At 68.0% G+C, this 22,798-nt stretch carries 24 protein-coding genes; 12 read left to right on the top strand and 12 right to left on the bottom strand.

From position 1 onward, the window contains the following. Nucleotides 1–253 precede the first annotated feature (253 nt). From GGR33_RS12160 to GGR33_RS12145, 4 genes are all read left to right on the top strand, one after another. Nucleotides 254–865 carry a PAS domain-containing protein gene (locus GGR33_RS12160; protein ID WP_183505441.1) on the top strand — a complete coding sequence of 204 codons (612 nt, stop codon included), beginning with the start codon at nt 254–256 and terminating at the stop codon, nt 863–865. A gap of 151 nt (nt 866–1,016) precedes the next feature. After that, nucleotides 1,017–1,646, top strand: coding sequence for a PilZ domain-containing protein (locus GGR33_RS12155; protein WP_183505439.1), 630 nt, complete (start codon nt 1,017–1,019; stop codon nt 1,644–1,646). Between the two features lie 251 nt (nt 1,647–1,897). Next, the gene (locus tag GGR33_RS12150) at nt 1,898–2,539 is read left to right on the top strand and encodes a transglutaminase-like cysteine peptidase (protein WP_183505437.1); all 642 of its coding nucleotides are present in this window, start codon (nt 1,898–1,900) and stop codon (nt 2,537–2,539) included. Between the two features lie 156 nt (nt 2,540–2,695). Next, the gene (locus GGR33_RS12145) at nt 2,696–3,376 is read left to right on the top strand and encodes a transglutaminase-like cysteine peptidase (protein ID WP_183505435.1); all 681 of its coding nucleotides are present in this window, start codon (nt 2,696–2,698) and stop codon (nt 3,374–3,376) included. 16 nt (nt 3,377–3,392) lie between these two features. On the opposite strand, the gene GGR33_RS12140 is transcribed toward GGR33_RS12145, so the two are convergent. The 8 genes from GGR33_RS12140 to GGR33_RS12105 all read right to left on the bottom strand — a co-directional run bounded on the left by GGR33_RS12140 (nt 3,393) and on the right by GGR33_RS12105 (nt 10,165). Next, a complete protein-coding gene (locus GGR33_RS12140; protein WP_183505433.1) occupies nt 3,393–3,722 on the bottom strand; it encodes a DUF6949 family protein in 330 nt (109 codons plus the stop codon). Between the two features lie 119 nt (nt 3,723–3,841). Beyond that, complete coding sequence (locus GGR33_RS12135; RefSeq protein WP_183505431.1) at nt 3,842–4,057, bottom strand: DUF3126 family protein; 216 nt, start codon at nt 4,055–4,057, stop codon at nt 3,842–3,844. A 147-nt stretch (nt 4,058–4,204) separates the two neighbouring features. Continuing rightward, nucleotides 4,205–5,065: a serine O-acetyltransferase gene (cysE, locus tag GGR33_RS12130; RefSeq protein WP_183505430.1), complete on the bottom strand. Its 861-nt coding sequence runs from the start codon at nt 5,063–5,065 to the stop codon at nt 4,205–4,207. A gap of 207 nt (nt 5,066–5,272) precedes the next feature. Further along, nucleotides 5,273–6,199: a helix-turn-helix transcriptional regulator gene (locus tag GGR33_RS12125; protein ID WP_281381156.1), complete on the bottom strand. Its 927-nt coding sequence runs from the start codon at nt 6,197–6,199 to the stop codon at nt 5,273–5,275. Between the two features lie 235 nt (nt 6,200–6,434). Next, nucleotides 6,435–7,337 carry a lytic transglycosylase domain-containing protein gene (locus GGR33_RS12120; RefSeq protein WP_183505426.1) on the bottom strand — a complete coding sequence of 301 codons (903 nt, stop codon included), beginning with the start codon at nt 7,335–7,337 and terminating at the stop codon, nt 6,435–6,437. Nucleotides 7,338–7,512: 175 nt separating this feature from the next. Further along, a complete protein-coding gene (locus GGR33_RS12115; RefSeq protein WP_183505424.1) occupies nt 7,513–8,325 on the bottom strand; it encodes a Cof-type HAD-IIB family hydrolase in 813 nt (270 codons plus the stop codon). A 16-nt stretch (nt 8,326–8,341) separates the two neighbouring features. Then, entirely contained in the window at nt 8,342–8,869 is a 528-nt protein-coding gene (locus GGR33_RS12110; protein WP_183506024.1) for a gluconokinase, read from the bottom strand. Nucleotides 8,870–8,893: 24 nt separating this feature from the next. Further along, nucleotides 8,894–10,165, bottom strand: coding sequence for a lipase family protein (locus GGR33_RS12105; protein ID WP_183505422.1), 1,272 nt, complete (start codon nt 10,163–10,165; stop codon nt 8,894–8,896). A 406-nt stretch (nt 10,166–10,571) separates the two neighbouring features. Between GGR33_RS12105 and GGR33_RS12100 the strand changes: the two genes are divergently transcribed. Together GGR33_RS12100 and GGR33_RS12095 are read left to right on the top strand one after the other, a co-directional pair. Beyond that, nucleotides 10,572–11,738 carry a polysaccharide biosynthesis/export family protein gene (locus GGR33_RS12100; RefSeq protein ID WP_183505420.1) on the top strand — a complete coding sequence of 389 codons (1,167 nt, stop codon included), beginning with the start codon at nt 10,572–10,574 and terminating at the stop codon, nt 11,736–11,738. A gap of 329 nt (nt 11,739–12,067) precedes the next feature. Further along, nucleotides 12,068–13,213 (top strand): branched-chain amino acid ABC transporter substrate-binding protein, encoded by a 1,146-nt coding sequence (locus GGR33_RS12095; RefSeq protein WP_183505418.1) that lies wholly within the window; start codon nt 12,068–12,070, stop codon nt 13,211–13,213. A 21-nt stretch (nt 13,214–13,234) separates the two neighbouring features. Here the strand turns inward: GGR33_RS12095 and GGR33_RS12090 are convergent, their stop codons facing one another. Next, complete coding sequence (locus GGR33_RS12090) at nt 13,235–13,807, bottom strand: tyrosine phosphatase family protein (protein WP_183505416.1); 573 nt, start codon at nt 13,805–13,807, stop codon at nt 13,235–13,237. A 104-nt stretch (nt 13,808–13,911) separates the two neighbouring features. Here GGR33_RS12090 and GGR33_RS12085 point away from each other — a divergent pair, with 104 nt between their 5' ends. The 5 genes from GGR33_RS12085 to GGR33_RS12065 all read left to right on the top strand — a co-directional run bounded on the left by GGR33_RS12085 (nt 13,912) and on the right by GGR33_RS12065 (nt 19,351). Then, nucleotides 13,912–15,009, top strand: coding sequence for a TRAP transporter substrate-binding protein (locus tag GGR33_RS12085; protein WP_183505414.1), 1,098 nt, complete (start codon nt 13,912–13,914; stop codon nt 15,007–15,009). A 416-nt stretch (nt 15,010–15,425) separates the two neighbouring features. Then, complete coding sequence (locus tag GGR33_RS12080) at nt 15,426–16,814, top strand: deoxyribodipyrimidine photo-lyase (protein WP_183505412.1); 1,389 nt, start codon at nt 15,426–15,428, stop codon at nt 16,812–16,814. A gap of 57 nt (nt 16,815–16,871) precedes the next feature. Then, nucleotides 16,872–18,239 (top strand): chloride channel protein, encoded by a 1,368-nt coding sequence (locus GGR33_RS12075; protein WP_183505410.1) that lies wholly within the window; start codon nt 16,872–16,874, stop codon nt 18,237–18,239. Between the two features lie 39 nt (nt 18,240–18,278). Continuing rightward, complete coding sequence (locus GGR33_RS12070) at nt 18,279–18,458, top strand: DUF1328 domain-containing protein (RefSeq protein WP_183505408.1); 180 nt, start codon at nt 18,279–18,281, stop codon at nt 18,456–18,458. A gap of 14 nt (nt 18,459–18,472) precedes the next feature. Continuing rightward, nucleotides 18,473–19,351 carry an SDR family oxidoreductase gene (locus GGR33_RS12065; protein WP_183505406.1) on the top strand — a complete coding sequence of 293 codons (879 nt, stop codon included), beginning with the start codon at nt 18,473–18,475 and terminating at the stop codon, nt 19,349–19,351. On the opposite strand, the gene GGR33_RS12060 is transcribed toward GGR33_RS12065, so the two are convergent. The 3 genes from GGR33_RS12060 to thiE form a co-directional block, all read right to left on the bottom strand. Continuing rightward, nucleotides 19,326–19,949 (bottom strand): helix-turn-helix domain-containing protein, encoded by a 624-nt coding sequence (locus GGR33_RS12060; protein WP_183506022.1) that lies wholly within the window; start codon nt 19,947–19,949, stop codon nt 19,326–19,328. The genes GGR33_RS12065 and GGR33_RS12060 overlap by 26 nt on opposite strands. Before the next feature lie 96 nt (nt 19,950–20,045). Then, a complete protein-coding gene (gene thiD, locus GGR33_RS12055) occupies nt 20,046–20,861 on the bottom strand; it encodes a bifunctional hydroxymethylpyrimidine kinase/phosphomethylpyrimidine kinase (RefSeq protein WP_183505404.1) in 816 nt (271 codons plus the stop codon). A gap of 14 nt (nt 20,862–20,875) precedes the next feature. Beyond that, nucleotides 20,876–21,589, bottom strand: coding sequence for a thiamine phosphate synthase (thiE, locus tag GGR33_RS12050; protein ID WP_246413094.1), 714 nt, complete (start codon nt 21,587–21,589; stop codon nt 20,876–20,878). Nucleotides 21,590–21,765: 176 nt separating this feature from the next. On the opposite strand from thiE, the gene GGR33_RS12045 reads away from it, so the two are divergent. After that, nucleotides 21,766–22,797, top strand: a complete 1,032-nt coding sequence (locus GGR33_RS12045) for an NUDIX hydrolase (RefSeq protein WP_246413051.1) — start codon at nt 21,766–21,768, stop codon at nt 22,795–22,797. Nucleotide 22,798: the final 1 nt, after the last annotated feature.

Below are 22,798 nucleotides of genomic sequence, written 5' to 3'. Positions count from 1 at the left end.
GCGACCGCTAAGGGACGGGGTGCCGCTGGGGAGCGGCGGGTCTCGATCCGACGCATTCATCCTCGCCGAGCGCGGTCTCGGACGCAATCGCAACCATCTCTTAACCTTAACGAAAGCTTAAACGAGCCCGTCGGCTTGGACCGGCATAGGGTATGCGCCGGGCTCGACCAACGCCGCCGTCTCGGGTCGGCCCGACCCGGTGATCAACGATCCCGAGACAGGCCGAGCCCAGCCGTACCGATCCGGAACACACATGAAGCACCCGACGAGCCGCTTGCTCCATGCCTATTGGGACCGCCTGCGCGGAGAGCGCGCCGCGCCGGAGCGCAGCGAGATCGAGCCCGGCGAAATCCGCAACCTCTTGGCCGACAGCCTGATCCTGGAGATCGAGCCGCAGCGGCGCCAGGCGGTCTTCCGGCTCGCCGGCACCCGCCTCTGCGCCCTGTTCGGGCGCGAGCTGCGCGGAGCGGCCTTCTCGGAGCTGTGGGACGGGACGAACGGTGATCCCGCCGAGGGGGCCTGGCGCCTCGTCGAGACGGTGACGATGGACACCGTTGGCGTCGTCGCCGGACTCAAGGGGCTGACGGCCAAGGACGAGATCATCGAACTCGAACTGCTGCTGCTGCCGCTGCGCCATCGCGGGCGGACCCAGGCGCGGGTGCTCGGTGCGCTCAGTCCGCATTGCGTGCCGGCCTGGCTCGGCCTGCACCCGGTGCTGAGCCTGGAGGTGAACTCCCTGCGCGTTCTCGGACCGGCAACGGTCCCGGATGCATCGCGGCTGCCGCCCGACATGCCGATGCCGGCCAACGACCCCCTCCCCGTCCGGCGGGGTCACCTGTTGGTGCACGAGGGCGGCCGCCTCTGATTTAGATGACGTCCCTGCTTCTACCTAAAGTTGCGAGTTGACGCGTTGACCCGTGTTTTGCGTGCATGTCAGGAGGCGTAACAAGGCTTTCGTAACCCTCGGTCACTAAAGCTGGAGTCCCGATTCCACGATTCCCGGACGACATGAGGACATGAGCGAGGCCGCCGCGAGAGCCGAGTCCGTCGAGGCTCGTCCTGCCCGTGGCCCCGAGCTGCGTCGTCACCAGCGCGTGCGGGTCGCCCTGCTCGGGCGCTACATGCTGTCAGACCGCCGTGAGTATCCCTGCCAGACCGTCGACATGTCGCCGGGTGGCATCAAGGTGACCTGCGCGGTGCTCGGCCAGATCGGCGAGCGCGTGGTGTTCTATCTCGAGCAGATCGGCCGGGTCGAAGGCGTCATCGCGCGCCATCCGGGGTCCGGCACCCTCGCGGCCCAGTTCACCGCCTCCCCGCGCAAGCGCGACAAGATCGCCTCGCAGCTCACCTGGCTCGCCAACCGCGAGCATCTCGGCCTGCCCGAGGGCCGTACGCACGAGCGCCTGACGCCGAACAACCCCGTGGTGACCCTGCGTCTCGAGAGCGGACGCGAACTGACCGCACGGGTGATCGACATCTCGATGTCGGGCGTGGCGATCGCCACCGAGACGACCCCGCCGCTCGGCACCAGCCTGATGGTCGGCAGCACGCCGAGCCGCGTGGTGCGCTACTTCGAGGGTGGCATCGGCGCTCAGTTCATGCTGCCAATCTCCGCCGACCGCTTCCACGAAGGCATCCGCCTCTAGAAGACCGCCCAGGACGGCACGAACGACGGCGGCAGCGCTCCTGCCGCCGTTTTTTCATGCGCGCAGGGAAGACAGGGTTACCCCCAGCCTAACGAAACCCCGACGAATTGGCGCAATTCCTCATTCGACGATTCGGCCTGCCTCGTGGTCGGCACGGGCCGTCGGGAATTGCGTAAAATTGCGCGTATTCGCTTCAGCGCCCCGGAGCAGATGCGGCTGCACGATGGCCCTCGTTCAAAGGGATGGCCGCGATGCGCAGCGCTGGAATCAAGGCAGGGATCACGGGGCTCGCTCTGGGCCTCACGCTCCTCGTCGGCGCCACGCAGGCAACGGCCCGCGAGCAGGCCGGCGGCGCCCTGCCCCGGGCCTCCGCAGGCGCCACGCCCGTCGGCACCGCCCGTCCGATCCTGGCCTGGACCGAGTTCTGCAAGTCCTACGCGGCCGAATGCGCCGTCGACACGAACGAGCCCACCCGCATCACCCTGACCCCGTCGGTCTGGTCCCTCGTCACCTCCGTCAACCGCCGCGTGAACGACCGCATCCAGGCGCGGACCGACCAGGAGCATTGGGGCGTGCCGGACCGTTGGGATCTCGCCGAGGACGGCGTGGGCGATTGCGAGGACTACCAGTTGCTCAAGCGGCGCCTGCTCGCCGAGGCCGGCCTGCCGCGCCGGGCAATGCGGATGACCGTGGTCATCGACGAGAAGGGCGAGGGCCATGCGGTGCTCACCCTGATCACCGATCGCGGCGACTTCGCCCTCGACAACAAGACCAGCACCGTCATGGCCTGGTACGAGACCGGCTACACCTACATCAAGCGCGAGAGTCAGGATGCGGTGGCCTGGGTGTCCCTCGGGGGCGCCACCTCCCCGATGGTCACCGCCAACCGCTGAGGACTCGTGTGGCCCGGCTGCAAGCCGGGCTGGCGACGTCTCGATCCGGGACGCGAAATCCCGCGATCGATTTACTTACGCTTAACTTTGCTGTTGAGCCTGGGCCTCGCCCATGCGAGCTTCGCCGTTGGGTCATTGCGGCAAGGCTTCGAGGTCATGCGGTACGCGGTTTGGGACGGCGGGTCTGCGGTCGTCCGCGTCTCGGCGCGCCGCCACCTGCGCCAGATGGCCCACCTCTCGATCGTCGGCGCGACGCTGCTGCTCGGCGGGGCCGCCTCGCAAGCCCGTCCCTCTGTCCGCCTTCCCGAGATCGGCACGCCCGTCGAGTACGGCCAGCCGGCCCGGCCCGTCGCCGCCTGGAACGATTTCTGCGCCCGCATGCCGAGCGAGTGCACCGTGGACCTGTCGGAACCGACGCAGATCGCCCTGACCCCCTCGGTCTGGCGCCTGCTCTCCAGCATCAACCGCCGCGTGAACCAGCGCATCAAGCCGGTGACCGACATGGCCCATTGGGGCGTCGTCGACCGCTGGGACTATCCAGATGACGGCTTCGGCGATTGCGAGGACATCCAGCTGCTCAAGCGCCGCATGCTGGTGCAGCGTCACCTGCCCCGCCGGGTCCTGCGCATGACGGTGGTGATCGACGAGATCGGCGAGGGGCATGCGGTGCTGATGGTGCGCACCGACCGCGGCGACCTGATCCTCGACAACAAGACCAACGCCGTGTTGCCCTGGCAGCGCACCGGCTACAGCTTCGTCAAGCGCGAGGGCCAGGACGGACAGGCCTGGGTCTCGCTCAACAATGGCACGTCGCCGGCCACGACGGCGAACCGCTGATCCTGCCCGACCCGTCTCAGCCGCCGACCATGAGGCTGGCGAGATCGACGGCGACGCGGCCCGAGAGCAGGCTCCAGCCGCAGGCGACCATGGTCGCGATCATCACGAAGGGGATCGGCCGGTGCTCCAGGCGGCGTCCGCGCAGGGTGTTGCGCAGGATGATGAACGGCGCCGTGAAGGCCAGCATCGGCACCGCCGCCAACGCCGAGACGCCGCCCGCTTCCAGCAGCTTGAAGCTCGCCTTGCGATCGGTGAACAGCTCGAATGCGCTCGCCAGTAGCCCGGCCAGCGCGAGGCCTACGATGAGGGTCTGTAGGGATTCGGCGGCAGCGGGGCTGACGGTCATGACGCACCATCTCCAACAAGAAGAGACAGGCACTCTGACCAACGATTTACGATCTGTTAAGCATTACCCTCCCGGACGGTAAATGCCGGCCGGAAGGGCTGTGGACGAAGGCCCCTCAGTCAGGCGTCTTCTTCGAGGTCGATGTCGAGGATCGCCATCCGGAAGGTGTAGGAATCGTCGCCGTCTTCCTTGTCGTCGGCGATCACGCCGATCGACTCCTCACCGATGAAGACCTCCGCGGTATCGCCGGTCTTCATGGCGACGACCTTGATGTTCGCGTTGGCGAACTTGCGGCGCAGGTAGCCCTGGAGCGTGGCGGCTTCGGTCTTGTTCAAGGAACTGGCCTTTCGGGTTGGAATGCGCCTCACCTCCGCACCGGCCGACCGTCACGGCCGCCGGGGAAGGCGGTCGGACGGACCCGATGGCGAGGGCGGGATTGGGCGGAGAGCTAGAGGCCCCCGCGCCGGATCGCAAGACCGGCGTCAGATGCCGCCGGCGATGTCGATATAGTCGGTCATCGCCAAGAGCTGGTCCATGGAGCGTGCCGGCTCGGCGCAGCCGGCGGTGCCGACGACGCGGGCGGGCACGCCGACGACGGTTGTATGGGGCGGGACCGGCCGCAGCACCACGGAGCCCGCGGCCACGCGGGCGCAGGCTCCGACCTCGATGTTGCCCAGGATCTTGGCGCCAGCCCCGATCATCACGCCGCGGCGGATCTTGGGATGGCGGTCACCGCCCTGCTTGCCAGTGCCGCCGAGCGTCACCGCGTGCAGGATCGAGACATCGTCCTCGATCACCGCCGTCGAGCCGATGACGATGCCCGTGGCATGGTCGAAGAACACCCCGCGCCCGATGCGGGCCGCCGGATGGATGTCGGTCTGGAAGACTTCGGAAGATCGGCTCTGCAGGTAGAGCGCGAGGTCGCGTCGGCCCTGGTTCCAGTACCAATGCGCGAGGCGATGGGCCTGGATGGCGTGGAAGCCCTTGAAGTAGAGCACCGGCTCCAGCGCCCGCGTGGTCGCCGGATCGCGGTCCATCACCGCGGCGATGTCGGCGCGGATGCTACCACCGAGCTCCGGATCGGCCTCGAAAGCCTCGCGAAAACCGTGGGCGACGAGTTCGGCCGGAAGCGAAGCATGGCCGAGGCGCGCGGCCACGCGATGGGCGACGGCGGCTTCGAGGCTCGGATGGTTGAGGATCGTCGCGACGAAGAACGAAGCGAGCTGCGGCTCGTCCCGCACGACGGCCTCCGCCTCGTCCCGCACGCGCGTCCACCACGGATCGACGACGCCCGCGACGGCGTTCGATCCCCGGTTGAGGTTCGGCGCAAGGCTGGCGGACATGCTTCCTCCTCGGAACGGATGGGGACGGATCGCGGCCGGTCCTATCCTGGCCCCGTCCCCGGTAACGATCTGCCAATGCCGGTGACGATCCCGGCAGAAAACCGTGGCCCGATCGCGCAACCGGGGAACCGGATGCTTCCGAAGTGATCGCGAGGGTGCGCTGCGTCAAGGCCCCGGTGCGTCGCACGCACCGAGGCCTTGCGATTCTCAGGCGCTGCGCCGGTCCTTGGAGGGCGCCTCGCGGGCGGCCGGGATGCGGGCCTCAATCTCGCTCGTGAGCCTGTCGAGCATCGTGGCGACCGGCACGTCGGACGTGTCGACCGTCGCGGCGGAGCGGGCGTAATGCGGCTCGCGGCTGATCAAGACGGCTCGCAGCTCGTCGAGGGCCGCCGCGTGATCGCCCTTGGTCTCGAGGTGGCCCTGGTCGCGCACGCGCTGCATGTGCTCCTCGGGCCGGGCCTGCAGCCAGATGGTCAGGAAGGACTGGAGCAGGAGGTCGTAGGTCAGCGGTTCGGCGACGATGCTGCCACTGGTCGCCAGGATCATTGGACCGGGGTGCCCCGTCAGCCGCCGGAGCGCCCGCTGCTCCAGCCGGCGATAGCCCTCCTGGCCGTAGATCGCGTAGATCTCACGCACGGACAGCGCGTTCTCGCGCTCGATCTCGGCATTCAGCTCGATGAAGGTCCAGCCCAGGCGCTCGGCGACGAGCCGCCCCAGCGTCGACTTACCGGCGCCGCGAAGGCCCACCAGCGCGACGCGGATGCCGCCGTTCTCACCGGATTGCTGCGGCGACGTGCCGGACAGCACGGATTTGGCGAGCGCGACCTGTTCGGGCGACGCGTCGCGCAGCAGGTCGCGGATCAGCCGCCACTCCGAAGTGGATTCCTCGCCGGCGATCATGTCGTCGAGGCGCACGCCCATGGCGTTCGCGACCCGTCGCAGGAGAATGATCGAGACGTTGCCCTGCCCGCTCTCGAGCTGGGCGATGTAGCGCTCCGAGAGGCCGGAGGTCTGCGACAGCAACTTGCGCGACAGGCCGCGCATGGTGCGCGCCTCGCGCACGCGCCGGCCCAGCTCGCTCAGAAAAGCGGTTTCGAGTTCCACGCCGCTCATGGCGTCATCAGCCTCCCCCATGCGCCGAGATACAGGCGCGACTTCCGCTTCACGCGAGGCACGCAGCAAATCGCAGACCACGTCCTCGACATGATCACGCCTATGCTGCGTTGCAATAGCAGATCGGCAGATGTGCCGCTTCGAGCGCAGGAACGCAATCGTTCCGCAAGCGACGGTCCCATGCATTTCGCAACGGGGGCATTCCCAATGCGAGGCTTCGCAGAACCGTGACGCGTAGCTGGCGGGCCCGCGCGCGTTATTGCGCGGCGGGGAGCGCCGTCGCTTCCAGAACCTCGGCAGCCGGATTGGCCTTGCGAGCGGGGGCTGCCGGCCGTGCGACGGCGGCGAGCATGACGGCGGTCGGCCGGCGCGGGGGCAGCGGCACCTCGACGAGATCGGCGGAGGCCACCTGCTGCGGCGCGGCCGAACCGGACGCGCTCGGTGCGGGAGAATTCGGGGCAGCCGGAGCCAGCGAAACCTGCGCGAGGGCTTCGGCAGGGGCGGACTGTGCCTCGCCGCCGAAGGCGGCCGGACGGCGAGGAGGCAGCGGCACCTCGACGGAGCCAGCCGTTCCGGACGGAGCGGCGTAGGCGAGCGCCGTCGTCCCGGCGATGCCCGCCTGCGGATCGGCGGAGGCGATCCGGGTCGGCGCCGCCGTCGCACCGGAGGACAAGCCGAACAGCTTCGAGAAGTCGTTGGAGGAGCTGGCGGTCTGAACCGGCGCGGCGGCCGGCATGTCATCCGGGACGGTGACCGCGGTCTCGATGCCGAGCTTCTTGGCGGCGTAGTAGAAGCCCTTGTTGTAGTAGCGGTAGGCTTGGTCGAGATCGCCCCTGGCGAGGCGGTAGGCGCTGGCGAGATAGGCGATGCCGTATTTCAGGTTGGTCTCGGGATCGTAGAGGCCCGACGCATCGCCCTTGTAGCCCATGCCGCGCGCCGTCGCGTGCTTGATCTGCATCAGCCCAAGCGCCGATCCGCCCTTGGCGCGCGGATTGTAGTTGCTCTCGCGCTTGACCACACGGTGGACGAAGGCGGCGGGCACCTTATTGGCCTTGGCCTGCTGCTCGATCAGCGCATCGATGTTGTCATGCGCGCCCTGAGCGAGCACGGGGACCGGAGCGACGGCGATCAGAGCGGCGAGCGCGAGGCGCGTTTGCATTCCGGCGTGACCCAAGTTCGATGCCTCGGCCTCTCTCCTCGCGGAGACGGCCACGGTTACCCGAGCTTGGTCGTGGCGAAATGAGGCCGGAAAGCGGCCTCGATCCGGCGGAGTTGGACAGCGTGGCCGTTCGTCGACTTTCTGTGTTCACCGGGGCACAGTCCGCGGAACTCGCTCACCTCCCCGGCGCGTCTCTCAGGACGAACCGCTCGATGGCGCGGGCGAAGCCGTCCTCGTCGTTGCTCGTCGTCACCGCCGTGGCGGCGGCCTGCACGTCAGGCTGCGCGTTGCCCATCGCGATCGCCAGACCGCTCACCGCGAACATCGCCCTGTCGTTGGCGGCATCGCCGATGGTCGCGATCCGCTCGGGAGCGATTCCGAGCCGGCGGCTCAGGTCCAGGACGAAGCTGCCCTTGCTCACGCCCGGCGGCGTGACGTCGAGGTAATAGGCCTGCGAGCGCCCGACATTGGCCTCGCCGCCCAAGGCCTCCGAGAGGCTCGATTCGGCACGCGCGAGCCCCTCGGCATCGGAGCTGACGCCGACGATCTTCTGTGCCGCTCCGAGCAGGGAACCAAGGTCAGCGACGACTCGCGGCTCGATGCCGAGCGTCCGGCGCTCGAGGTCGGTGTAGGAGGCGGCAGGATCGCGCAGGTTCCAGGCGCCTTCGGCGAAAACCCAGACGTCGATTTCCGCCCGAAGCAGGTTTTCAACCGCGTGCCGCGCGGCGCGTTCGGGAATCGAGGCCTGAGAGAGAGGCACGAGGTCCGGACCAACGACCGTACCGCCGTTGAAGGCTCCGATCGGCAGGCGCAGGTTCAGGGGCGCGACGAGCGACCGGAAACCCACCGGAGGCCGGGAGGAGGCGATCGTGAAGCCGATGCCGGCAGCCTCCAGCCGCCGCACCGCGTCGACGCTCGCGGGCGTCAACCGCTTGTCCGTCGTGACGAGCGTGCCGTCGACGTCCGAGACCACGAGGGCGATGTCCATGCCGGCTCCTCTCGCGTCAGCGATCCTTCGTAAGGCGGAGGCGCGCGAGGATCGCCGCAGTGATCCGTTCGGGCTCGTCCTCGATCCCCACCGTGATCGGACGCTCGTCGAGGCCTGGGGGTTCCAAATCGGCGAACTGGCTGTCGAGCAGGGCCGCCGGCATGAAATGGCCGCGCCGACGCGCGAGGCGATCGGCAATGAGGGCGCGGCTGCCCTCCAGATACACGATGCGCACCTCCGGCCGACCGCGAACCAGGACGTCGCGATAGACACGGCGCAGGGCCGAGCAGGCGACGACGCCCCCCTCCCCCTGCGCCAGCCGCGCATTGATCCAGGCGGCGATCCGGGCAAGCCAGGGCTCACGGTCGGCATCGTCGAGGGGATGGCCGGCCTGCATCCGGGCTATGGTCTCAGGGGTGTGAAAGCCGTCGCCATCGGCGAAGGGCAGGCCGAGACGTGCCGCCAACAGCGCGGCGAGCGTGCTCTTGCCGGACCCCGATACGCCCATCACAACGAGCACCAAAGGGGCCACCACATCGTGCATCCGCGCCGACGGGAGCACCCCGCCTCAGGCGGCCATCGTCTCGCATGAAGGGGCAGGTTCGGTCGAGAGGGCGGCCCAGTCGGCGAGCCCGCGCTGATGCAGGGTCTCGGGTCCGAGCGTCATCGCGAAGAAATCGTAGGCGCCGCGCCGGTCGTTCGACATCAGGAACTGGAAATGCATCCGGAACGGCCGAAGGCGGACCTTGCGGTAGGTCTCCTCGGCGATGATCTCGCGAAAACGAGCCGAGCGGATCGTCGGGTTGACGATTGGCGAGCCGGCCTCGATCGGCAAGTCCAGATCGTGGAGCGGGTTGAAGCGCGGGAAATTCATCCAGTCCTGCGGCGCGACGTAGTCGATCCAGGCGACCCGCCGGCTCGTGACGAGGCTCGCGATGTCGGCGCGGACCCGGACCGCCTGAGGCTGCACCGCGACCAGCGGCAGCCCCGAGCCGAGCGTCGCGAGCGACAGGACCGGCCCCTGCGCGCCAATTTCGGGATCGCGAGCGAGCAGCCGCGCCGCGACCTCCACGGCGGTAAGGCCGCCGGTGGAATGGCCGACGATCAGGATCTCGTCCAGCGCCTCGCCCGCACCGGCGAAGGCGGCGAGGCGTGCGACGAGGTGATCGACGAAGACGTCGAGCCGTGCCTCGTAATCCGGCCTCCGGCCCTGGCCATGCTGCCAGTTGAACACCCAATCGTTCAGGATCTGCCAGAAGAAGGCGCGGTTGAGGAACGCCTCCATCGCCCTGATCCAGCCGAGGCCGACGAGAATGCCGAGGGGAATCGTCGCCCAGGGCGGCATGCCCAGACTGTGTGCGTACCAGTCGCCGAGATGGGCGTGAACGACGAGTGCAACGAGCGCAGTGGCCGCCCCGAGCAGCAGAAGCAGCACGAAGGGGTAGAGGATGACGTTCCCGTACTTCCAGTTGAGCCGGTAGAACGTGAACAGCTTGCCTCGGATCAACGCATGCAGGGTGCCGATAACGAGGAGGGCCACGCTCACGAAGCGCGACCGCGCCGTGTCCCGCGCGACGAGGTCATCCCACAGCAGCACGTCGTAGCTCGTCTCGACGCCACCCGAAGCGGTTACGGTCCAGCTCTGCACGAGCCCGTCCGCCGAGAGGCTGGCGCGGCTGATCTGAGGCTTGGCCTCACCGAAACATTTGGCGTGCCGCAGCAGTTCCCGCACGAAGAGCAGGCGATAGCGGGTGCGCGATTCCGGATCGTAGCCAGGACAATAGAAGACGTGCCGACGCCGGACCGACGCCGATTGTTTCGACAGGCCATCGTACCGCAAATCTGGCGGCGTATAGCCTAGACAATTTCCCGCCGAGTCCGCCCCACAGGACGGACCTCCATCGTCAAGATCAGACTGCACACAGCGCCCCCACTACGGCAGTATAGTAAACATCACATGTCATTCGGCATGCATTCTGTCAAAAGATGGACGTTGCGAGCATTCCTCGAATAAAAATCGAGCTCTCTCGAAAAGAGGCACTGACACGAAGATCCGGAGGCGACGATGCCGTTGAGCACGGGCGCGGCGGTGCGGCAACTGGATCAGATCTTCCGTCCGGCTTGTGCGAATCGGGGACGGCGGCCCGACGAGGGCCGTCGGGAGAACACTGTGACCGCCTCGCCACGGACAGGCTTGGCGGTTTGGGATAGGCAGCAGGCTCAAGGAAAACGACAGGCCCTCCTGTATGCGCTCCATTCCTCTTGCCCTCAGCGTCGCGCTCGCGACCTCGGGCTGTTCGTACCTGCCTGCGGCGGGTCCGACGGCGAGCGCGATCGTGGACGGGGCGGACGTGGCGACGCCGGGCGGGGTCTATGCGCGCTACGAGCTGGTGGACGTGTCGCCGGCGGTGATCGAGGCTCTGCGCTCGCGGCCGCTCGACAGCCTGCTGGCGACCTTCGGCGACCGCAGCCCGTCGGCCGAGCCGGTGATCGGGGTGGGTGACTCGGTGGCGGTGCAGGTCTGGGAAGCGGGCTCGGGCGGGTTGTTCTCGGGGCCGCTGGTGGCCGACCGGTTCTCGGCCGGCTCGAAATCGGCGCTGATCCCCGAGCAGGTGGTGAGCCGCGACGGGGCGATCTCGGTGCCCTATGCCGGCCGCATCCAGGTGGCGGGACGCCGTCCGCAGGACGTGCAGGTGCTCATCGAGAGCGAACTCGCCGGCAAGGCGATCCAGCCGCAGGTGCTGGTGACGGTGTCCAAGCCCATCTCGCAATCGGTGACGGTGACCGGTGAGGTCACCTCGGGCGCGCGCATCCCGCTCTCGGGCAAGGGCGACCGGCTGCTCGACGTAGTCGCCGGGGCCGGCGGCGTCAGGGGGCAGGTCAGCGAGACCTACGTGCGGCTCTCGCGCGGTCAGACCACCGTGACGGTGCCGCTCACCGCCGTGGTCTCGAACCCGCGCGAAAACATCTTCATGCGGCCGAGCGACGTGCTCACCCTGGTGCGCGATCCGCAGACCTTCATGGCGCTGGGCGCGCTCGGCAACGCCACCGAGATCCCGTTCTCGGCCGAGGGCATCACCCTGGCGCAGGGCCTCGCCCGGGCGCGCGGCCTGTCCGACCTCCAGGCGGATGCCGAGGGCGTGTTCCTGTTCCGCTTCGAGCCCAACACCCTGGTGCGGCGCTTGAAGCCCGGCTCGCCGCTGCTGACCACCAAGCTCGTGCCGGTGGTCTACCGCTTCAACATGCGCGATCCGCAGAGCCTGTTCATGAGCCAGGCCTTCCGCATGCGCAGCCGCGACATGCTCTACGTTTCCAACGCGCCCTTCACCGAAGTCCAGAAGGTCCTCAGCGTCTTCTCCACCGTCGCATCGCCGATCTCTGCAGCGGCATCGACCTACGCGTACACGCGCTAAAACAGGCGCAGAAAGCGCCTGTTTTTCGGAAGAAAACCCACGATCTCTTTGAATCAAGAACATTTTCTGCGTTTCGATACACGCTGTCGGAACGCAGCTCAGTGTCGCCGACACGATCGTAACGTGCGCGAGCCGGCATCCGGCGGAAGCGGCCTCACACTGCCGTCTCAGTCAATTTCGCCTCTTGCCGAGGGCTCCGCTTGCGTCATTGCATTGCGGCAGGCATGCCCTCGCGGGGTTTCACCGTCATGCCCTCGCCTTCGACGGGGGCTGCCGGTGGCCCCACCGCCGGGTTTGGCTGACGGAACAAGAGCGCTAGAAGGGGCGTGATGACGATCGGACGCCTTCTCTGTCCCGGCGCGCGCGTTGCCGGCCTCCTGCCGCGGTTGCTCCTCGGATCCGCCCTTCTCGCGACTGCCGCCTGTCCTGCCTTCGCGGACGTGGTGGTGGGTGTCGCCCTGCCGCGCTCCGGTCCCTACGTCGCCATCGGCGAGCAGGTCCTGCGCGGTGTCCAGGCGGCTACCAAGGACGCAAACGCCAAGGGCGGCCTCGACGGCGAACAGATCGTCCTCGACGTCCAAGACGACGCCTGCGATTCCAACCAGGCTCCGGCCGTGGCCAACCACTATGTGCAGGCCAATGTCCGGCTCGTGGTCGGCCATGTCTGCTCGAACGCCTCCCTGACCGCCTCAGACATCTACGCCGCCAACGGGATCGTGATGATCACCGCGGCCTCCGTCGCGGCCAAACTCACCGACCGGGGCCTGCCGACGATCTTTCGCGTCTGCGGACGCGACGATGACCAGGCCAAGCTCTCGGCGGCCGTGCTCGCCGAGCGGTTCCGCGACCGCAAGATCGCGATCCTCTACGACCCCTCCCCGCCCTCGCGGGCGCTGGCCGCCTCGACCAAGGACAATCTCAACCGGATCGGCGTGAACGAGGCGTTGTTCGCCGCCTTTCAGCCGGGCGACGTCGACGATGCGGCGCTCGCCGACCGGCTGAAGACGGCAGGGATCGACGTGGTCTATTACGGCGGCGGCGCGCAGGAGATGGGCCGCCTCGTCAAGATCTCCGCAGATCGCGGGTTCAAGCCGCAATGGTTCGGCACTTCGTCAATCGCCACGCCGGAATTCGGCAAGATCGCCGGCTCGGCGAGCAACGGCGTCCTGATGACCTTCTATCTCGATCCGAGCCGCAAGCCGGAGGCGCAGGCGGTGGTGGCTGCGGTAAAGGCGCAGGGCGGCGAGCCGGACGGGTCGCTGATCTACGGCTATGCCGCTCTGCAGGCGCTCGTCGAGGCCGGCAATTTCGGACACAGTGTCGAAGCACGGTCCATCGCCAAGGCGTTGCACACCGAGCGCTTCGACCTCGTCCTCGGTCCCGTAGGCTTCGACGCCAAGGGCGATGTTACCGCCCAGGGCTACGTGCTCTACGTCTGGCGCGACGGCAACTTCAACTACGCCAAAACCAACTGAAGCGAGACGAACTGAGCCGGCTCAGGGCTTGATGGCCGCCTCGACCTCGGCGGCCCGGTTGAGGTCGCGCATCACCGCGTCGAGGCTCGGATTCCTCGCGAGCTGGCGTCCATGCAGGCGGCGCACGGCATCGACGAGCGTGCCGTTGCGGCCGAGCGCCTCGTCGGCGAAGCCGATCATCCGTGCATTCGGCCAGGCGCCGTCCCGCAACGCGTGCAATCGTCCGATCAGCGCATCGGCCGGCGTCTCGGGCTCGGCCTGTGCGAAGAGTGTCGCCAAGGCCGCCGTCGAGCGCGACAGTCCGAGATGGCAATGAACCAGGATGTGGGCCTCGCCGGCCTCGGCCGCGACCGATCGCCCGAAATCGAGGATCGTCTCGACGTCGCCGGGCTCCGGCAGGACGAGGCCCGGTCCCGGAACGATGGCATCGTGGAAGCGAAGCACGGCGCGGCGAAGCGTGCCGTACCCGCCGAAATCCGGATCGGGCCAGCCGGGATCGAGGATCGACAGCACATGCGTGACGCCGCGGGCGCCGTGGCTCGGCAGTTCCTCCAGGCCACAGACGGTATGCAGGGTGATGCGCGCGTGTTCCACGGCCCGCTGCTATCACAAGAGTGATGGCCGAGTGAACGCGGCGCGACTTCGCACTGCCGAATGTGTATGTCGCGCGGAGCCAAGATCGGAGACGAGCGACCGAGATGCAGAACACGTTGCCGCGACGGGCGCTTCTCTCCGCAGGCCTCGTGGCAGCGGCTGCGCCGTTGGCGGCGCCCGCCCTCGCCGAAGCCGCACCCGAGCTGACCTGGCGGCTCGGATCGGGCTTCCCGAAGACGCTCGACATCCTGTTCGGTGCGTCCGAGAGCTTCGCTCGGATCGTCGGCGAGGCGACCGACGGCCGCTTCAAGATCCAGCCCGGGACAGCGACCGAGATCGCACCGAACGAGGGCCTCCTCGACGCCGTAGGCTCGGGCAAGGTCGAGATCGCCCATGCCTCGTCCAATCTCGGTTTCGCCAAGGATCCGGCCTTCGGGTTGGCCACGGCGACGCCCTTCGGCCTCAACGCGCGCGGGCAGAGCGCTTGGTGGCTCCAGGGCGGCGCAGCAGAGCTTTTCGCCGAGGTCTTCGCCAAACACGGGCTGGTGGCGCTCCCGGGCGGCAATACCGGCGCGCAGATGGGCGGCTGGTTCCGCAAGGAGATCAAGACGACGGCCGACCTTCAAGGCCTGAAGTTCCGTATCACCGGGCTCGGTGCCCAGGTCATGGCGAAGCTCGGCGTCTCGCCACAGGCGACGGCAGGCCCGGATCTCTACGCGGCTCTCGAATCGAAGACACTCGACGGTGCCGAGTGGATCGGTCCGCACGACGACGACAAGCTCGGCCTGCAGAAGGTCGCACCGAGCTATCACTTCCCGGGCTTCTGGGAGGGGGGCGCGATGATGCTGTTCTGGTTCAACGCCGAAAAGTGGAAGGCTTTGCCGAAGGCCTACAGGGCCGTGTTGCAGGCCGCCGCGGCTCAGGTCGGCGCCGAGGTCCAAGCGAAATACGACGCGAGAAACCCGCAGGCCCTGCGCCGGCTGGTGGCCGGCGGCGCTCAGTTGCGTCCCTTCCCGCAGGAGGTGATGGAGGCGGCCCTGAAGGCGGCCAACGACCTCTATGGTGAACTCTCGGCCAAGAGCCCCGACTTCAAGCGGATCTACGAGGCGATGAAGACGTTCCGGAACGAGGAATATCTTTGGTTCCAGGTCGCAGAATACACCTATGACAACTTCATGATCCGCGCCCGCGCCCGTGGGTGACGCGACCGTCGAGACAAAAAAAAGCCGCTCGTGAGAGCGGCCCGTAGTCTAGGGAGGAAACGCCCAAGGAGGGCAGCAGGATCGAAACGCCATCGATCCCGCGACGCACAATTTGATCCTTCGACGACGAAATGCAAGGGCACTGCGACAGAGGACGAGGCGCTCGACATGCTCAACCGCACATTGTTCGAACAATGTCACCAAAATGTCTCAGGCTTGGATCGCATTGCTCCTCAATGATCGAAGGCGGTGGGCAAACAAATCTGCCCTTAAATCCCTGCGAGATCAGATGTTCTAATCCAAACTGAGCTCCGATACTGGCAAGATTTGCGTGGGCACCTCACGGAGGACGGTGAGGCCTCAACGAGAGGCGCTCGACGATGCCGTGAGGTGGAATGGAGTTTTTTTGATTCGGCATGGCGATCCAGGCGACGCGCCTCAAGGCTCTGAACGACGTGGAGCCACGCGCGGGCGGCTCATACGTCCTCTACCTGCTCCAACAAGCGAACCGCGCCGACTGCAATCCGGCGCTCGAATTCGCGATCGAGGAAGCCAACCGACTTGGCTGTCCCGTGGTCGCCTGTTTCGGACTGCTCGACGGCGCAAGCGGCTTTCCCGAGGCCAACGCCCGTCACTACGCATTTCTGCTGCAGGGGCTCGCCGATTGCCGGCAGCGGTTGGCTGAACGCGGCATCGGCTTCGTCATGCGCAAGGCCTCGCCCGCCGAGATCGCCATCGCACTGTCGAAAGACGCGAAGCTGCTGGTGCTCGACCGCGGGTATCTCGCGATCCAGAAGCGCTGGTATACGGAGATCGTCGAGGGCGTCGAAACCCGCATCGTCCAGGTCGAAGGCGACGTGGTGGTTCCCGTCGAGACGGCCTCGACCAAGCACGAATACGCGGCGCGCACGCTGCGGCCGAAGCTTCACAGGTTGTGGGACGACTATCTGGAGCCGCTGAAGTCCCGCACGGTGAAGCACAAGGCCGATACGCTGGGTTTGAAGAGCGAGATCGACATCTCGGACCCCGAAAAAGTCCTCGCCGGCATGAGCCTCGACACCTCGGTGGCACCGGTGAGGCGCTTCACCGGCGGCCATACGGAGGCCAAAAGACGCCTTAAAGCCTACCTCCAGAAATCATTCGCCGGCTACGGCGCCGACCGCAACAGGCCCGAGGCGGATGCCGCCTCCCACATGAGCCCCTACCTGCATTTCGGGCAGATCTCGCCGGTGGAGATCGCGCTCGCGGTGCGGGCTGCCAAATCCGGCAGCCGCGAGGATCGCCAGAGCTATCTCGAAGAGCTGATCGTGCGGCGCGAGCTCGCCATGAATCACGTCTTCTACACGGACGGCTACGACCGCTACGAGACCGCCCTGCCCGACTGGGCCAGGAAGACGCTCGCCGAACAGGCCGGGGACGCACGCCCACACCGCTACAGCGAGGCCCAGCTCGCCGAGGGCAAGACCCACGACACCTACTGGAACGCGGCGATGCGGGAGATGCGAGAGACCGGCTACATGCACAATCAGCTGCGCATGTACTGGGGCAAGAAGATCCTCGAATGGTCTCCCTCCCCCGAGGAGGCCTTTAAACGGACCCTGCGGCTCAACAACCGCTATTTCCTCGACGGGCGCGACGCGAACTCCTTCACCAACGTCGCCTGGATCTTCGGGCTGCACGATCGCCCCTGGCAGAGGCGCAAGATCTTCGGCACCGTGCGCTACCAGAGCGAGAACTCGCTGAAGAAGTTCGACGCGAAGGCCTATCTCGAGACCGTGGAGCAGCTCTGCGCCGCCGAGGGCTGAGCCGGCCCGAAACTGGCTTAGAAGACTGAGTTCGCGCCGCCGCCATTTTCCGAGACCATGCAGCTTCGACCCCAGCAGATCCGACGCACGATGCTGCGTCTGCGCGGCGCTTCCCTCGATGGCTGGCAGATCTGGCAGCGGCGGCTGCTCTTCCTGTCGGGAGGCCTCTGCGTCGGCCTCGCCGCGGTGGCGATGGCCAAGTTGGCCGATGGGGCGCAGGCCCTGTTCAAGGACCTCCTGGGCCTGTCGCCTTGGATGACGGTGGTCGTCACGCCCGCCGCCTTCGCGCTCGCCGCCTATCTCGCGCGCACGGTGTTTCCGAACTCCCAGGGCTCCGGCATCCCGCAGGTCATCGCCGCCCGCGCCATCGGCGAGACGCGGGCACAGCATGCCCTGGTCTCGCTCAGGGTCGCCTTCGGCAAGGTCGTCGTGATGACGCTCGGGCTGCTCGGAGGCGCCTCGGTCGGGCGCGAGGGACCGACCGTCCAGGTCGGTGCCGCCATCCTCGCCGCCTTCGGCAGGTTCTCGCCGACGCGGGTGCGCGGGCTGCTTCTCGCGGGTGGCTCCGCGGGCGTCGCCGCCGCCTTCAACACGCCGCTGGCCGGCATCGTCTTCGGCATCGAAGAGCTCGGTCGTGCCTATGACAGCAAGGCGAGCGGGTTGATCGTCGCCGCGATCATCGCCGCAGGCCTGACCTCGTTGGCGATCCTGGGCGACTACACTTATTTCGGCACGACCTCGGCCACCCTGCCCTTCTCCGCGAGTTGGCTCGCGGTGCCGCTGCTCGGCGTGATCGGCGGCCTGGCCGGCGGTGTGTTCAGCCGCATCGTCATCTGGTTCGGAACGGGATTTCCTGGCCGGATCGGCGCCTGGATCGCCACCCATCCCGTCTTGTTCGCCTTCACCTGCGGGCTCGGCGTCGCGGTCTGCGGACTCGTTTCCGGCGGCACGGTCTATGGCACCGGCTACGAGGAGGCGCGGGCGATCCTGCACGGACAGGACGCCGTCGATTGGGGTTTCGCGCCCCTCAAATTCGCGGCGACGGTCCTCTCCTCGATCAGCGCGATCCCGGGCGGCCTGTTCGCGCCCTCACTCGCGGTTGGCGCGGGGCTCGGCGCGGAGGCGCGGCTGCTCTTTGCCGACGCGCCGGCCGGCGCGCTCGTGCTGATCGGCATGGTAGCCTATCTCACCGGCGTCCTGCAGGCGCCGATCACGTCCTTCGTCATCGTCACCGAGATGACCCAGGACCACGCCATGATGATCCCGCTGATGATTGCGGCGGTCATCGCCGATGCGGTGTCGAAACTCGTGTGCAAGCAAGGCATTTATCACGCACTCGCCGCGGTCCTCGTGGCAAAGGCGGAACCAATGAGCAAGGATGTTCCTGCGCTCGCCCCGGAACACAGTGCGGCCAAGCCGGGTTGAAGCCTCACTTTTTTCTCGTGTCGTCTCGGAGTGTTCCCGATGAAGCTGCTGCGGTGGGCCCTGATCGCCTTCGTGATCTCGATCATCGCCGGAGGCCTCGGCTTCACCGGCATCGCTTCGGGCGCGCGCTCGATCTCCAAGCTGCTGTTCGGCCTGTTCCTCGTCATCGCCATCGTGATCGTGGTGATCGCCGTCGCCATCGGTAGGGCGGTGTTCTGAGCACGCCTGCCTCCATGCGGAGCAAGAGCTGTCTCGTCACCGGCGCCTCCTCGGGCATCGGTTTCGAGACGGCGCTCGGGCTGTCCCGTGCCGGCGCTCGCGTCGGCATCGTCGGCCGCAGCCGCGAGCGAACGGAGGCCGCTGCGGCCCGCATCCGCGCGGCGGCGGGTGGTCCCGTCGACACCTTCGTCGCCGATCTCTCATCGCAGGCCGAGACCCGGCGGCTCGCCGACGAGGTGCTCGCACTCTATCCGCGCCTCGACCTGCTCGTGAACAATGCTGGAGCGATCTTCGACCGGCGCATGGTCACGGTCGACGGGCTGGAGCGGACCTGGGCGCTCGACCACCTCGCCTACTTGCAGCTGACCCTAGCTCTGCTCGATCGCCTCAAGGCCAGCGCGCCGGCCCGCATCGTCAACCTGTCTTCGGCTGCCCATACGCGCGGCCGGATCGCCCTCGACGACCTGAACGGCGAGCGCACCTTCGGCGGCATGAAGGCTTACTCGCAGGCCAAGCTCGGCAACCTGCTCTTCACGTATGCCCTTGGCCGCCGCCTCGAAGGCAGCGGCGTGACCGTGAACGCGGTGCATCCCGGCGTGGTGGCCAGCGGCTTCGCCAAAAATCTCAATGGACCGCTCGGCGTCGCCTGGGGCCTGATGCGGCCCTTCCTGATCTCGACCGCGGATGGGGCCAGGACCACGCTGCACGTCGCCACAGCGCCGGAGCTCGAACGGATCAGCGGGCGCTACTTCGCCAAGAGCCGCGAAACGACGTCCTCGGCGAGGAGCCTCGATGAAGCCATGCAGGAGCAGGTCTGGTCGGTGAGCCTGAAGCAGCTCAGCCTGACGGATGCAGCCGCAGGCGGCATCACTCCATCACTGCCGCCTTCATGATCACGACCATCGTGGCGCGGCCGGGCTCGCTGCTGACGCAGCGCACCACATGCGGACGGTCGCAGCGGTAGCGCAGGGTCTCGCCCGCGCGGGCGCGCTGGATCTCGCCCGAGACGTCGACCTCGAAGGCACCCTCGATCACGGAGAGCGATTCCACCGAGCCGCGCTGATGCGGATCGGAATCGAGCACGCCACCCGGATCGGCGGTGACGTCGTACCATTGCAGCCACTCGACGGTCTTGATCCAGCCGATGATGGCTAGCCGGACCTTGCCGTCCTCCGAGACCAGGATCGGCGTGTCGGCCCGCGAGGTTTTCTCGATGAACGGTTCTTCGTCGGAGGTGGCGAGCACGCGCTCGATCGAGACGTCGAGGGCCTGGGACAGACGCCAGATCGTGGCGAGTGTCGGGTTGGTCTCGTTGCGCTCGATCTGGCTGATGATCGACTTGGCGACGCCGGATTGCTCCGCGAGCTCCGACAGCGAAAGGTTATAGGCCTTGCGCAGGCGCTGGATCGTCTTGCCGAGCTGGCCCGACAGCACCTGCGCACCGAGATCCCGCGCACGCGTCCGTTCCAGCCCCGTCGCCGTGTCCTGCATGGTCTCCGTCCGCCGCCCCGCCATCCGGTAATCCGAACGAGCGTTTGCTCCATCAAACGCAAAGCGCCGGCAGACGCAACCCGCAAGGGCGCCCGATCACTGCCAGAGCGCGTGGAAGTGATGGACCGGACCGTGTCCTCGGCCGACCGACACGCCGTCGGCGGCCCGGATCGCGGCCGTGATGAAGCTCTTGGCGCGCGCGGCGGCCTCGGCGAGGTCGAGCTTGCGAGCGAGGCCCGCGGCGACGGCCGCCGACAGGGTGCAGCCGGTGCCGTGACTGTTCGTCGAGACGATGCGTGGGGCGGCAAGGCGGCGCAGGGTGCCGTCGGCGCCGATGAGGTGATCGACGCTCTCGTCGCCCTCTGCATGGCCGCCCTTGATCAGCACGGCCCGCGCCCCGAGCGCCAGGATCTTGCGGGCCTGGGCGACGGCCTCGTTCTCCGTGCCCGCGACCTCCGTCGTGCCGAGCAGAGTCGCTGCCTCCGGCAGGTTGGGCGTGATCACGGTCGCGAGCGGCATCAGCTCGTCGCGCAAGGCGGCGACGGCCTCCTCCGAGATCAGCCGGTCGCCGCTGGTGGCGACCATGACGGGGTCGAGAACGACGGGGAGTCCGACAGCATAACGGCGCAGAGCCTCCGCCACGGCGCGGATGGTGGCGGGCTGCGAGAGCATGCCGATCTTCACCGCGCCAACCGCGAGATCGGACATCACGGAGTCGATCTGGGCCGCGACGACGTCCGGCGGCACGTCGTGGATCGCCTGCACCCCGGTGGTGTTCTGCGCGGTCACCGCCGTAATCACGCTGGCACCGTAGACCCGGAATGCCGCGAAGGTTTTCAGATCGGCCTGGATGCCGGCGCCCCCGCTCGAATCCGAACCGGCGATGGTGAGCGCGATCGGGGTGCTGGCCATCGGCGGGGGTCTCCTCAGTTTTTGGTCTGGCGCGCCATCAGCGCCAGATCGATGCGCTCGCGCAAGTCGCGGGCCCGGTCCCGTGACGCGCCGTCCTTGAACAAGGCCGAGATCACCGCCACGCCGTCGGCCCCGGCGGCGATGACGTCCGCGACGTTGCCCGCGTCGATCCCGGCGATGGCGCCGAGCGGCAGGCCAGAGCCGCGGGCGAGGCGGCCGCGGACGACGAGACGCTGCAGCCCGTCGAGGCCGACGGGCGCGTCGGGATTGTCCTTGCTCGTCGTGGCAAAGACGCCTCCGATGCAGGCATAGTCCACCGGCAACCGGTACAGCTCGTCGGCCTGCGCCCCGCTCTTCACGGTCAACCCGATGATGGCGCCGGTCCCGAGCAGGCGCCGCGCCTCGTCCGGGTGCAGGTCGCCTTGGCCGAGATGAACGCCCTCGGCCTCGGCGGCGAGCGCCAGATCGACCCGGTCGTTGACGAGCACCGGCACCCTGCCCTCGACCGCCGCGCGGATCGCCCGGATGCGGGCAAGTGCGGCGCGCGCATTCTCCATGTCCTTGTCGCGGTACTGCAGCAGCGTACAGCCGCCGGCCACGGCTTCCAACGCCAGTTCCGCGAGGCGGACGCCATCGCTGCCGAGCACGCCGACATCGATCAGGCCGTAGAGGCGCAGGTCGACCGGATTGAGCCTGCCCGCGCCTCGCTCCGCCATGCCCGCCATCATGCCGCTCACGCGAACCCTCCCGACACCCAGTTCGACCTCTGCTGCCTTGTCGCGCCGCGCGGGCCCGTGAAGCAAGCCTCGCATCCACGTGCAATCGGCAACCGGACGTTGACGAGGAAGCGGACGCGTCCGCTATAGCGATGGCGTTCAACGGGATTCGGGGAGAGCCTGACGCGATGACGACGGCGGAGACGATCCGGGCCGCCACTCCGGGCGTGGAGGCGCGCGCCGCCGCGCCATCCTCGGCCGGTGCCTCCTCCGTCGGCCTCGTCGCGGTGATCCTCGCCGCCACCGACGGCGAGCCCCGTGCTCTCACGGTGCCCGTCCCGGGCCAAGCCAAGGGCCGCGAGACCGGCCTGCCCTCCGGTCCCCTGGTCTCCGAACACCCGACGCTGGAGCGCGGCCTGCGCGCCTGGGTGGAGCGCCAGACCCAGCAGCGCCTCGGCTATGTCGAGCAGCTCTACACTTTCGGCGATCGCGACCGGAAGGCAGCCGGACCCGGGTCCGACGCCGTGCACCTGCTCTCGGTCGCCTATCTCGCGCTGACCCGCGAGGCGCGGAGCGCCGGCGAGACAACCTCCGATCTCGCGCCGACCTGGCGCAACTGGTACCGATTCCTGCCCTGGGAGGATTTTCGCGAGGGGAGGCCGGCGGCCCTCACCGAGATCGAGCCGCGGCTCGCCGCCTGGATCGCCCAGAGTTCGGACGCCAAGCTGCGGCGCCAGCGCGAGGACCGCGTCGGCCTCAATTTCGCTGGCACCTGGAACGAGGAGCGGGTGCTGGAGCGCTACGAGCTGCTGTTCGAGGCCGGACTGATCCCGGAGGCCAGGGGACAGGGAGGCACCGCCGACCCCGCCGACCACGCCGTGACCGGCCAGCCGATGGCCCTCGACCACCGCCGCGTGCTGGCCACGGCGATCGGGCGCCTGCGCGGCAAGATCAAGTATCGCCCCGTGGTGTTCGAGCTGATGCCGCCGGCATTCACCCTGCTGCAGCTCCAGCGCACGGTGGAGGCGCTCTCGGGCATCCGCCTGCACAAGCAGAACTTCCGCCGGCTCGTGGCCCAGCAGGGCCTCGTGGAGGAGACCGACGGCATCACCAGCGGCGCGACAGGACGGCCGGCGAAGCTGGTGCGCTTCCGGCGCGAGGTGCTGCTGGAGCGTCCCGCGCCCGGCGTGCGGCTGACGCGGTCGCGCCGGTCCGTTTGAG

Origin of the sequence: Methylobacterium brachythecii (genome assembly GCF_014196345.1) — a bacterium.
GTDB classification, from domain to species: domain Bacteria; phylum Pseudomonadota; class Alphaproteobacteria; order Rhizobiales; family Beijerinckiaceae; genus Methylobacterium; species Methylobacterium brachythecii.
This window is presented reverse-complemented; position numbering and strand designations above follow the sequence as displayed.